The following is a 13,696-nucleotide window of genomic DNA, read 5'->3' on the forward strand; positions in this document are numbered from 1 at the left end:
TTCATTTACTATACGACCATGAATATATTCAATTGCCCCAACATCTAATCCACGCGTTGGTTGAACAACAATTAATAAATCTGGACTACGGTCAATCTCACGAGCAATAATTGCTTTTTGTTGGTTTCCACCCGACATTGAACGCGTTATCGTTTCTTTACCTTGTCCGCTACGTACATCAAATTCATTAATTAATTTATCAGCATATTCATCAATTTTCTTAAATTGAAGAATTCCATTTTTACTAAAATCAGTAGAGTTATATCCATGAATGATAAAATTCTCTTTTAATTTGAAATCAAGAATTAATCCATGTTTATGACGATCTTCTGGAACATGCCCAATTCCTGAATCAATTTTCTTTTTAATTGAAAATCCTGTTACATCTTTACCATTAAGAATTATTTTTCCCGATTGCATGGATACTAAACCAGTAATTGCTTCAACAAGTTCAGTTTGACCATTACCATCAATACCTGCAATACCTACAATTTCTCCAGCATGCACAGATAAAGAGAAGTTTTCAACAGCACGTGTACCACGATTATTCTTAACACAAATATCTTGTAGTTCTAATACTTTTGGACCAATTTCAATAGCTGGCTTATGAATTCTAAAGTCTACTTCACGTCCAACCATCATTTCAGCCATTTCTTTTTCTGAAGTATCTTTTACAACAACTTCAGCAATAAATTTACCTCTACGTAGTACAGTACATTTATCCGCAACAGCCTTAATTTCTTTAAGCTTATGTGTAATAAGTATAATTGTTTTACCTTCAGCTGCAAGATTTTTCATAATTTGAATTAACTCTTCAATTTCTTGCGGCGTTAACACTGCAGTAGGTTCATCAAAAATTAATATATCAGCATTACGATATAACATTTTCAAAATTTCTACACGTTGTTGCATACCCACTGTAATGTCTTCAATTTTTTGTTTTGGATCAACTTCTAGTCCGTATTTTTCAGATAATTCTTTAATACGTTTAGATGTATTTTTAGTATCTACTGTTCCAATTTTTGTTTTAGGTTCAATCCCCAAAATTATATTTTCTGTTACGGTGAAGTTATGAACTAGTTTAAAGTGCTGATGCACCATCCCAATTCCTAAATCGTTCGCAACATTTGGGTTTGATATTTTTACTTCTTTGCCGTTAACTTTAATTATTCCTTCAGTTGGTTCATACAAACCAAAGAGAATCGACATCAATGTTGATTTACCAGCCCCATTTTCCCCTAATAGTGCATGTATTGTTCCACGTTCAACTTGGAGTGTTACATTATCATTTGCACGTATGCCAGGGAAGTCCTTAGTTATGTTTAGCATTTCTATTGCATAATCCATATTGGTACCCCTTACTAGCAAGGAAAGCCCTTGCAATCTAGCAACATTATACCATTATTCATCTTAAGATAAAAACCCAAATTGATGATTTTTTATTGTAAAATCACAAAAAAAAGAAGCACTTTTTCAAGTACTTCTAATTTTGAAATTCAATTATTTGTTTGTTCCGCCGTTAGGGATTGTAGGAACAGCATCAACTACGATTTCACCTGATTTAATTTTTGTAGCATAATCATTAATTACAGTGATTGTTTCATCAGATAAGTTACGTCCTGAAGATAATTCAGCACCTACACCATCGTTTTCAAGGTTGAATACAACAGTTCCACCAGCGAAAGTTCCATCAAGGATTGCTTTTGCAGCAGTATATGTAGAGATATCAACACGTTTGATCATTGAAGTAAGAATTACAGATTTTCCTCCATCAATTGTTCCGTCATTGTATTGGTCTTTATCTACACCGATAGCCCAAACGTCACCACGTTCTTTAGCTTCTTTAATAACACCATTACCAGCAGCTCCTGCAGCTTGGTAAATTACAGTTGCACCTGCGTCATATTGTTTAACAGCAAGTGTTTGACCTTTTGAATCATCGCTGAATGAATCAGCATAGTCTACCATGATAGTAGCTTCAGGGTTAGCAGCAAGAACACCTTGTTCATAACCTGCTTGGAATGCACCAATTAATGGTCCTTCCATACCACCAACGAAACCAACAACGTTAGAACCGTTAGCTTTTGCTTCAAGACCTGCAGCAACACCTACAAGGAAAGATCCTTGTTCAGCATTGTAAACAGCACTTTCAACGTTTGCTTGTTCAGAAACTGAATCGATGAATAAGAAATTCTTGTCTGGATAGTTAGCAGAAACTGTATCGATAGCTTCTTGGAATAAGTATCCTACAGCAATGATTAAATCGTAATCTTCATCAGCGAATGTTGATAAGTTAGGAATGTAATCAGAATCTGCAGTTGATTGTAAATATTTGATACATGATGCGTCAAGTCCTGCTTCAGTTTGGAATTTAACTAAACCTTCCCAAGCTGATTGGTTGAATGATTTGTCATCAACTCCACCAGTATCTGTAACTAGACCAATTTTAACTGGGCAAGTTCCAGCTGTTGCCCCTCCATCTGTAGCTGCAGGTGTTTCAGTTGGAGCTGGTTTTGATGAACATCCAGCTACAAGAGCTCCTGCAAGAAGAAGAGCTAAAGCACTTTTTAAAACTTTCTTCATTTCTTTTCCTCCGTTTTGTTTGGCTATCTGCCTATTCAAAATTTTACCGCGTATAGGCGTAATTGTCAAATAACATTATATTGTAATCAATGAAAGAAAAAGGCTTTTGTTACAAGGCTTTTTTACATTTTGTTTCTTTAATTTTGTATGTTTTATCTATCTATAAATGACATAATATTGAATACTATTTACATCATGAAAAACTGTATTCTAACGTTCTAAAAATTATTTCAAAATTAAAAAGACAACCTCTTCATGAAGTTGTCTCTATTTTTATTTATTGATTTTACGATCCAATGCGTTTGAAAAATCACGAGCACCTTTACCAAAAACTGAAACATTGTTAAGAGATTGTTGACCTTTATCCAATTTTTCAAGTTCACTCTTTTTAACTAAGTATCCGGTAACACGTACTACATCATTATTTGCAAGATATCCAGAGAAATAACGCATACCATTACCTAATGCACCACGAATAACATCTACTAAAGCATCTGGAGTCTTTGTCCAAGTATCTTCAAATTTAAAGATATCACCTACTCCTGTTGGGAAATATTTGTGGAATTGACATGCATGTTGAATTTGTTCAACCATTTGTGGTTCACAACCAATAGGAATACGAACACCTGGAGAATTTTCTCTACCATCACTATCAATACCTACTTGTGCATGTAAACGATAACGATGATTAAATGCTTTTGCATATTTAGCCTTATGAGCAGCAACTAATTTTTCAAGTTTATCCATAATCTTGATACCTAATTTATCAGCTACTTCATTATTACCATATCCTTCTGCAGGATCTTTGATTTTTAGTAATTGATTTACACATTCAGCAAGACCAACCATTCCTACCATTCCAGTGAAATTATCTAGTTGTACAAATCCTTCAGTAACTAGGAAATTAGACTTAAAGAAACTACTTGTTTCAACAATAAAAGCAATTCTATCATCCATCATTTTTAAAATCATTTTTGTATAATATGGTAATGTTTCTTTCAAGAATTGTTCAGGTGATTTTGCTTTTTTTGCCATTTCATACATTCTTAAACGAGGTAAAGTAAATCCTCCACCGCCCAATTTAAGACCGTTATAACAAGAAGCAATCGCAAAATCTTTACCCCAATCTGCTACATACATACGATAGTTTGCAAATGAAGGTTTTGCTGTCTTCATCATGCATTGCGCACATAACTTCGCAAATTCATCACTTGTAAGTTTAGGATCATATTTAAGTGTTAAGTTAGGAATTGCAAGTTGCATTTCTTCAGTCAATTCAAGAAGTAATCTTCCTGTAATTGAATCTTTAGGTCCAATATCTGCATGTACAAATGAATCTGTTAAAGTACGATCGATATGTGTTAAGAATAAACGTAAACACTTCTTAGCTTCTTCCTTAGAAACTTTCTTTACAAATGGTTCTAGTAAAGTATCTAAATCTCCTAAATACACAGGAAAAGTTGTGATTGAAGGAACATGCTTATACATAATTAATAAATCATTACAAGCTTCCCAAATATCTTTAGGTTTTGGTAGTCCTAAGAATTGGCTACCTTTTTTCATTAAGATTGAATAATCTGGACAAATATAACGTGGTCTAAAAGGTGCATTACCTTCACCTAAGTCACAAATAATTCCATCTTTTTTTGCTTTTTTTAATTCAGGACTAATTACAATTGTATGGTCAGTGTTTTCACCAACTTTTGCCAATTGTACAAGTTGTTGATTATACGTTAGTGATTCATCAGTAATAATTTTTAGTGCATCATTCATAAATTAATCCTCTCTTTTGATGTATACATCGCGTGGTTTTGACCCTTGTGCAGGTCCAATAATTCCTCTTTCCTCAAGGACATCTATCATTCTTGCAGCCCGATTATAACCAATACCAAATCGACGCTGTAATAATGACGTTGAAGCCTTTTGAGAATCTATAACATATTCCTTAACTTCATCATACATCGGATCATCTTCAATTTTCAAGACAGCTGTTGATTCATTGTTATCAACACCCTCCAATCGAATAAATGCATCTTCGAAGTGTGGTATATCTTGAGATGAACAGAATTCCGCAATTTTGTGGACTTCATCATCAGTAACATAAACTCCTTGTAGACGAATAGCTGAAGGCTCTCCAATAGGAAGATACAACATATCACCATTACCAAGCAAGCGTTCTGCTCCAATATGATCTAAAATTGTTCTAGAATCAATTCCACTGGAAACACTAAATGCAATTCTTGAAGGAATATTAGCTTTAATAATTCCTGTAATTACATCTGTACTTGGACGTTGTGTCGCTACAATCAAATGAATACCTGCAGCACGCGCTAATTGTGTAATACGTTGAATACTCATTTCAACTTCTTTACCTGCAATAGCCATCAAATCTGCAAGTTCATCAATAATAACAACGATATATGGCATTGCCTTAAGCTTTTCATCAGGAAACTGACGAATTTTTTCATTATAACTATCAATATTTCTAACTTGTGTACGTGAGAAGATTTCATAGCGTTCTTCCATCATTAACACAACAACTTTTAGTGCTCTTGATGCTTCCGCAGCATCACTAATTACCGGTCCAATTAAGTGTGGTATCTTTTGATAAGGTGTAAATTCAACTTTTTTTGGATCAATTAATAAGAGTTTAACTTCCTCTGGTGTAGTGCGAAGTAAGAATGAAGTAATAATTGTATTCATACATACCGATTTACCAGAGCCTGTAGCCCCTGCAATTAATAAGTGAGGCATTTTATGTAGATTACAATAGACAGGTTTCCCCATTAAATCTTTCCCTAAAACAAATAGAGTCTTAACCTCTTTAAGATCATTCGGCACAGTTTTAATAAGTTCTATCATCCGTACCGCTGTAGGTTCCACATTAGGAATTTCAATTCCAACAGCATTTCTTCCTGGAATTGGAGCCTCAATACGTATATCACGTGCTGCTAATTCCATCTTTATGTTATCCGATACACTGTTAATCTTGCTTACTTTAACATTTGAATCTGGTTTAACCTCAAATTTAGTTACTGCAGGACCAATATGTGTAGCAATAAGTTCCGCATCAATGTCAAAGTTACCTAAAATTTCAATTAAGCGTTCACCTTTTTCATTCGCTGCAACTTGATTCAAATTACTACGCTGACGAGGTCCAACAGGTTGAAGCAATGAAAGTGGTGGTAAGCGATATGCTTTCCTACTCCCTGATGAACTTATATTAGATGTTACAGCCGAAGGGCTTGTAGGAATGCTCGCTTTTGGCGCAATAACTTCTTCCTCTTCCATAACTTCATTTGTTCCATCATTTTCAACATCTACAAAGATTGATTTCTTTTTATTTTTATCCAATGAACCAATTAACTTTGGTTTTGTGATTTCTTCAATGGGCTCTTCCTCTTCAACTTCAATGTATTCATACTCATCTTCATCATCATCTTCACGCCATTTACTGACCTCAAAAAACTTTTTAATCGAAGCTGCCGCTTCTTTAAAACTATCTAATGATAGGATAAGTATAAATGCAAGGATGAGAAGCGCTATAGCTAGAATCCACGTACCTTCTCGTGCAATAAGCACCGAAGTACCTGCATACAGAATTGCACCTAATAACCCTCCATTTGCAGCCAGTGTAGCATTCGTCTTAAAATACTCAGGTGTATTTGCAAGGAATCCTTTTAAAACATCCATGCCAACAACATCTTTTCCAACAAGAGTAGCTGACCACAATAAAATAGCAATCAAAATACAAAGCGATGCAACAATTGTTTTGCCATCAACATATCCCTTTTTCTTATGAAATAGAATAATAGCAGCAAGCACTATCCCAATGACACAAGCAGCATAATAGAAATCCCCAAACAAGAAACGTACGCCGTTGTTTAAAAAGATTCCAATTATACCAAGTTTAAATAACGCAATGCATATTACAACGATACAAACCGTTGAAAGAATATACATATACAGTTCTTGATCTTTAGCTTCCTGTTTCTTTGTTTTCTTTTTATTTTTTGCCTTTGCTTTAGCCATTGATATCCTCCTTATTCAGTAGTATTAATTTCCACAATAGCAGGCAAAATCATTGGTTTTTTCCCTGTTTCCTTTAATACATATTTACTAATACGATCACGAGCTTCCATACGGCAAGTCATGTTTTCATAACGATTTTCACGCACTGCATCATTAATGCAGTTTTCTAAAATATTTCCAACTTCTTTCATGATATAATCAGCATCTTTTAAATAAATGACACCACGACTTTGAATATCTGGTCCACCAATTACTTCTTTTGTCTTATGGTTAATTACAATACCAACAACAATCGCACCATCAGTTGATAACGTTTCTCTATCTTTAAGAACCATACCTGTTGCATCCAAGTTTTCTTTTCCATCAACAAATACATCTTCAAGTTTAATAAAATCGCTACTCTTTGTAAGTCTTCCTTCTTGGAATTCAGCAATTTGTCCATTGTCTAATACAAGAATCTTATCTGCTGTATATCCCATATCCAATGCAATATTTGCATTCGCTACAAGTTGACGATATTCCCCTTTTACAGGAATATAATATTTTGGTTTCAATAGGTACATCATCATTTTTAAATCTTCAATAGCTGCATGCATCGAGAACATACGTTTAGAATCAACCGCACATACACGAGCACCTTCTTTATACAAATCATTCTCCATCTTAGTTGCTTCACGTTCTGTACCTGGAACAGCTGGTGAGGCAATAATAATTGTATCTGATGGTCTGAATTCAAGTAACTCATCTTCCTTAATCGCAATTTTGTGAACACGTTTAAAGATATTAGCTCCATCTCCTGAAATCAGTACAACGATGTTTTCTAAGTCTTGATTAAACTTACTTTTTGGAAGTTCCAATCCTGCTGGTATATGATAATAACCTAAGTTTTCTACATCTTTTAATAGTTCTCGCAAAGCATCATCATAGAACATAATTTTACGACCATATTTATTCGCAAGTTCAATAACTTCAATAATGCGGTATAAATTTTGATGATACATTGTTATTACAATTCTACCTTCAGCATTTTCAAATTCTTGTTCAATCAGCGATGTAATTCGATGTTGTGGTGCTGAATGTCCAATACGTGTAGAGCCAACAGATTCCGCAAGAAGTGCTAAAACACCTTTTTTACTTAAATCAGTAAATTGTGTAATATCAGTTTTAAAAGCATCATTTTGTGTATCATAGTCAATAATAAACTCTGATGTATAAACAACATATCCTTTTTCTGTTTCTATCGCAATTCCAAAACCATCCGCAATAGATTGTGTCACACCAAAAGTACGAATATTAATTCCATCAATTTTAAAATTCGCATTTCTTTGAATTCGATGGATTTTCGCATTTGTAATATTTTCCTTTTTAAAGCGTTTTTCCAAAATAGACGCCGTAAGTGGCGCAGTATAAATTGGAACATTAATTAATTTTAATAAATTTGGTAATGCTGCCATGACATCATCATGTCCATGACTAATAAAGATTGCTTTTACACGATCCGCATTATCTACCAAATATTTGAAGTCCGGAATAATCATTTCGATTCCTAACTGCTCGTTTTCAGGATATTTTAATCCAGCTTCCATCACGAAAATCGAATTATTGACTTCCACGCAGTACATATTTTTTCCGTCTTCATCTAGTCCCCCAAGGGCAAAGATTTTTACAGTATTCATTATAGTTTTCTCCTTTTAAATCTCTACTTATTATACTTCAAAAGGCTTTTCAATACAATGAAAAGCCTTTATGTAATTCTTAATTATTCAACAACCTCACCATTAAGTGACCAACTTTTTACATCTGTAATTAGCACTTTTACAATATCGCCCTCTTGTACTTGGCTTCCCGTAAAATTTATTAACTTGTTTTCTTCACTATATCCACTATAGACTTGATCATTCTTTTTGCTCAATCCATCTACTAATACACGAACAACTTTACCTACATACTTTTGGTTATTCATATTTGAATATAGTCCAACTTTTTCATTTAATCGTTGTAATCTTTCAGACTTCACATCCATTGGCACATTGTCTTCCATCCGTGCAGCAGGAGTTCCCTCACGCGGTGAATAAATAAATGTATAGGCTAAATCATACTTACAATAATCAACCATATCTAAAGTATCTTGAAATTGTTGGTCTGTTTCATTAGGAAATCCAACAATGATATCTGTTGAGAATGTACAATTTGGTATTTTAGCAATGATGCGATCATAAAGTGATTTATATTCTTCACTTGTATAACGACGTCCCATAATTTTAAGCATGTCACTGTTACCTGATTGTACTGGTAAGTGAATGGCTGGCATTACATTATCATATTTGGCTATCACATCAATCATATCATCAGTAAAGTCCCAAGGATGAGAAGTTGTAAAGCGAATACGCGGAATTCCAATTTTCGCAACTTCTTCAAGTAAAGTTGCAAATCCATTTTCAATATCTAAATCTTTCCCATAAGCATTTACGTTTTGCCCTAATAAAGTTACTTCTTTATATCCTGTATCCTTCAGTTCTTGTATTTCCGCAAGAATATCATTCATTAAACGACTACGTTCTTTCCCACGTGTATATGGAACAATGCAATACGTACAAAACTTATCGCAACCATACATTATGTTAACCCAAGCTTTATGCTTCCCAAAACGCTTTACAGGCAAGTTCTCAATGACTTCACCTTCTTTTGAATAAACTTCAACCGTTTTCTCTTTCGTCATCATCGCATTATATAAAAGCTCTGGTAGACGGTGAATATTGTGTGTTCCAAAAATCAAATCAACTTGCGGATATTTTTTTAATAAAAGTTGGACAATCTCTTCTTCTTGCGCCATGCATCCACAAAGTCCAAACATCAAATCTGGATTTTTTGTCTTTAACTTCTTCAACATTCCAAGTTCGCCCAATACCTTGTCTTCTGCATTCTTACGAACTGCACATGTATTCAATAAAATGAAATCTGCTTCTTCATCAATGTCTGTTCTTGTAAATCCCATTTCTAATAAAATACCAGCAATTGTTTCAGAGTCACGCTCATTTGCTTGGCATCCATAAGTTCTTAAAAAGAACTTACGTCCTACCCCTAAATTTCTAGTAGGTTCAGGTAATTTGAATAAGTTATGTTCAATCTTTACCGTTTCTTTTGTTCTTATTTGAGCATCCTTCAATGAAGGCAAGCGAAAATTATTATTCTTAGGCATTTATGTGTTCTCCTATACTAAAATTACTAAGGAAGTATAGCATCCTTTAGCCCTTAAATCAAATAGAAGCACAATCATGCTTCTATCATTTTCGCAATTACAATCAGCCGTAAATCATCTCTATTTCTTACACAAGTCTGTAATGTTAAGAATTGATCACCATACTTAATTTCTACACCCGTATCATAAAATGACCGATTTTTAACATTTTCAAAATAAAGATTAAAATAATCTTCATCGTAATTTGTATGAAAATATTCTAACGTCGGATTATCCATTTCATAGTAAAAAACATTCGCAATTTCATACGTTCTTTGTTCATTCTCCAAATTCAAGTTTATGAATTTATTCTTTTCATAATTCTCTTGTTTTATTAAATTATACAATGGTCCAAAGATAAGTGATTCATCTTTGTATACATAGTGTCCATATAAAATAATATTATGATCCTCCATGGTATTTCGATAATCCATGAATACTGCACCATGTGTACTTTCTAGCAAATCCCAGCTTAAATTCAAATATTTTTCATTATCTGTCGCCTGTACAAATTTCTCGTTTAATAATCCCTCTACAAATACAATATCACCTATATAGTCAGAATTGAGCGCTTTATATTCATTCCATTTCTCATTAACATAAGCAGTAGTTGTTGGTGATACAGTAGGAGTTGAAGCAATATTATTATTTGTAGGCTTATTTAATGTAAATGCATAAACTAATCCTACTATTAGTGTAGTTACTGATAAAATTACAATGAGTAACCGATGCCATTTAATTTTTCTTTTCTTCATTTCAACCTCTTAATCATTAACATTTAAAGAAAAAAGCCACATGTGTGGCTAATTTTTATCTAACTCCTGTATTAGGAACTTTATATCCTGATGATGCTTTGCATGTTGGAACTTTATAAATTTCATTACCCCAACGGTCAAAGATGTTACCACATTTATCTGTAGTAAATGGCCCACCATCATCCCATGTAGAAGGTGTGTTTGGTTTATTTGGAACTACTGGTTTTGCATTACCTGCAGTTACAAACGCAACTACTCCATCCTTTTTCAAAGTAATTAAACCATTGCTATCTGTAGAAACTTCATAAAAAGAAGAAGTTATTGCACTTTGTTCATGACTAGTTACTTGAGCTAAATCAGTATAAATTGCTTTATCTGAATTTGTTGCTTCAATTTTTCCACTTATTTTTAAGTTTGAAGGAGTTGTAACATTTGTTCCACGTCCCAATTCAATACCTGTTGTTTGAGAAGCTTCAAATTTAACATCACTTACTTCTGCAGATCCTCCATTGATTAAAATTGCCCCATAGTTATTATTATCAAAAATCACATTTTCAATTTTAGTGTTACTATCCCCACCAAAAACTTGAATACCATATTTCGGTGAGTTTTTAAGAGTCATATTTTTAATTGTGACAGCTGCCCAAGATGTTAGTATTGTTTTATCACCACTAGTACCTGTATAAGTAGCTGTTAACGTTTTCCCTTTACCATCAAGAATTAAGTTTTTCTTGATTGCAATTGGAGCAGCAATATTTAAATCTTTTTGAATTTCAATTGTTGATCCTGCATCGGCTCCTAAAATAGCTTCTTCTAAGCTACTAAACGCTTTAACAACATTCCCATTAACTAGAACTAGAATATCCCCTTGAGGGAATGAAGGAGCAGCAATTGAAGTTCCATCTTTCTTAATATCAAATCCATTTTCTTTTGAATAATCAACTGTTATATTACTTCCTTGAGTAGCAGTTATAGTATTTTGACTTACTTCTTCAACTTGATTTCTATCAATATAAATAACCTTACTTAAATCATTTGATCCATCAACTTTTACCTCATCACCAATTTCAATTGTTGGTTCAGTTGTAACATTATTTCCTTTAGCAAGTTCAATACCTACACCATTACCGCCTGAAATAGAAACTGGTCCTTCAATAACTAATGAACCACCGTTTACCAAAACACCACTGTAAGCATTATTGCTGAATGTAACATTATTAAGAACGACTTTACCGCTATTAAACGCTTGAACACCATATTTTGGCGAGTTACTAATTGTTGCATCCATAATTTTTACTGTAACATTTCCTGATGCTGTTAAAATTGTTTGATTTCCTGAAGTTCCAGTATATGTCGCCTCGATTGAATTATTAGCACCATTTATTGTTAAATTCTTAGAAATTACGATAGGTCCATCAACCTTAGCATCTGCTAATAATGTAATTTCGCCATCAGCTGGTGCAGCTTCAATTGCTTGAGCAAGCGTAGCATAGTCAACACCATTTACCTGTGCAACATTTGTAACTACATTTCCTACATCTGCTGCTTTTTCATCCGCTACTACAGGTTCAACAGTTCCATTATTTGACGCTTCAGCTTCAGCACCTGTTTTATCCTCAATATTTACTTCCTCTTTTGTTGCATCTTGATTCTCATTTGTATTATTTTCTTCTACTATTTGTTCATTGCTTGCTGGGTCTGATTTTGTTTCTTCTGCATAAATGACCTGAGTTGAAGCAAACATAACAAAGAAAACTAGACTTATAATACCAATTTTTTTCATATGATTCTCTCCCTTTCAAAATGTGTAGGTTTTGAATTAAAGAAATCGTATGAATATTATACTCATTTCATCTTATAACGCCCTATTTTATTGACTAAATAAGTGTTTTTTCATTTTTACATTGACTAAATATTTCTGCTCTCATATAATGTTATTAGGTTAATGTCTTGTTTGCCATAACCTACACATTTTGATAAATTGTCAATGTTCGAACATATCTATGATATGTTTTTTTTGTTGTTTTCTTGCCTAACTCTACGATAAAAGGTTGATTGGGACATTCCTACATTTCTGCAGGCATTATGCAACGTTATTTTTTTGTTTCTCCATAAATAAACAACTCTATTAAAATTAGCAGGTTCATGCATTTTTGGCCTGCCAAATTTAATTCCACGTTTTTTTGCAGCTCTTATTCCTTCTGCTTGTCTTTGTCGAATATTTTCCCTTTCATTTTCTGCGACAAAAGATAATAATTGTAAAACTAAATCACTTATTAGCTCTTGAATTAAATCTCTGTCTAGTGTTGTATTCAGTAGTGGCATATCTAACACATTTATAAAAACTTGCATGTCTTTTGTAATAATACGCCATTGTTCAATTATTTCTTTATAGTTTCGTCCTAATCGATCAATACTCTTTACCACCAAAATATCTTTTGGTTTAAGTTTTGAAATCATTTTTTTGTAATTCGGTCTATCAAAGTTTTTTCCGCTTTGCTTATCAATAAATATTTTATCTATTTTAATACCCGAATTTTCTAATTCATCTAGTTGACGATTTTCATTTTGGTTTTTGGTTGATACTCTTACATATCCAAATACTTGCATTGTTTTCCTCCCGTTTATTTTAGATATTGTATTCATTTCACAAAAACACCTTTTTATATAGACTTTAATGACAATTTGAGATAATAACTGTAGTTTAGCATATACCTTTGTTTGACTCTATTTCATTAGCGTTATTCTATACCTAGTAAACACACATAGATACCAAACAGCATATTCTTCTAGAAAACAAAAAAGCCAGAATTAATCTGGCTTTTCTTTATTCTTTATTGTGTAATTGCTGCTACTGGACAAGTGCCTACGCAAGCACCGCAATCGATACAAGTTCCTGCATCACATGTTGCTTTTCCGTCGCCATCAAGTGATAAAGCTGAAACTGGACAAACACCTACACAAGCACCGCAACCGATGCAAGTATCTTTATTAACTGTAACTGCCATGAATAAGAGCCTCCTTTTTTACATGTAAACATTATAGCATATTGATTAGTTTACCTCAATAATTTGAGTTTTTATTTTAA

The 13,696-nt window shown here is 33.3% G+C and carries 10 protein-coding genes; all 10 read right to left on the bottom strand.

From position 1 onward, the window contains the following. Positions 1-1,347: ABC transporter ATP-binding protein (locus RSB60_RS04935; RefSeq protein ID WP_332614897.1), on the bottom strand; the 1,347-nt coding region annotated here is incomplete at its 3' end. 153 nt (positions 1,348-1,500) lie between these two features. Continuing rightward, entirely contained in the window at positions 1,501-2,583 is a 1,083-nt protein-coding gene (locus tag RSB60_RS04940; RefSeq protein WP_332490915.1) for a BMP family lipoprotein, read from the bottom strand. 273 nt (positions 2,584-2,856) lie between these two features. Beyond that, positions 2,857-4,356, bottom strand: coding sequence for a YjjI family glycine radical enzyme (locus RSB60_RS04945; RefSeq protein WP_332614899.1), 1,500 nt, complete (start codon positions 4,354-4,356; stop codon positions 2,857-2,859). Between the two features lie 3 nt (positions 4,357-4,359). Next, the gene (locus tag RSB60_RS04950) at positions 4,360-6,615 is read right to left on the bottom strand and encodes a DNA translocase FtsK (RefSeq protein ID WP_332614901.1); all 2,256 of its coding nucleotides are present in this window, start codon (positions 6,613-6,615) and stop codon (positions 4,360-4,362) included. An 11-nt stretch (positions 6,616-6,626) separates the two neighbouring features. After that, positions 6,627-8,291, bottom strand: coding sequence for a ribonuclease J (locus tag RSB60_RS04955; RefSeq protein ID WP_323381657.1), 1,665 nt, complete (start codon positions 8,289-8,291; stop codon positions 6,627-6,629). A gap of 83 nt (positions 8,292-8,374) precedes the next feature. Continuing rightward, complete coding sequence (gene miaB, locus RSB60_RS04960; protein ID WP_332614903.1) at positions 8,375-9,814, bottom strand: tRNA (N6-isopentenyl adenosine(37)-C2)-methylthiotransferase MiaB; 1,440 nt, start codon at positions 9,812-9,814, stop codon at positions 8,375-8,377. Between the two features lie 74 nt (positions 9,815-9,888). Beyond that, positions 9,889-10,608 carry a class B sortase gene (locus tag RSB60_RS04965; RefSeq protein WP_332614905.1) on the bottom strand — a complete coding sequence of 240 codons (720 nt, stop codon included), beginning with the start codon at positions 10,606-10,608 and terminating at the stop codon, positions 9,889-9,891. A gap of 55 nt (positions 10,609-10,663) precedes the next feature. After that, complete coding sequence (locus RSB60_RS04970) at positions 10,664-12,391, bottom strand: right-handed parallel beta-helix repeat-containing protein (RefSeq protein ID WP_332614907.1); 1,728 nt, start codon at positions 12,389-12,391, stop codon at positions 10,664-10,666. Positions 12,392-12,609: 218 nt separating this feature from the next. Next, positions 12,610-13,218 (bottom strand): recombinase family protein, encoded by a 609-nt coding sequence (locus RSB60_RS04975; protein ID WP_323382685.1) that lies wholly within the window; start codon positions 13,216-13,218, stop codon positions 12,610-12,612. Between the two features lie 224 nt (positions 13,219-13,442). Beyond that, positions 13,443-13,616: a 4Fe-4S binding protein gene (locus RSB60_RS04980; RefSeq protein ID WP_323382686.1), complete on the bottom strand. Its 174-nt coding sequence runs from the start codon at positions 13,614-13,616 to the stop codon at positions 13,443-13,445. Positions 13,617-13,696 lie beyond the last annotated feature (80 nt).

Source organism: Anaerorhabdus sp., from assembly GCF_036657415.1.
Taxonomy (GTDB): domain Bacteria; phylum Bacillota_I; class Bacilli_A; order Erysipelotrichales; family Erysipelotrichaceae; genus Anaerorhabdus.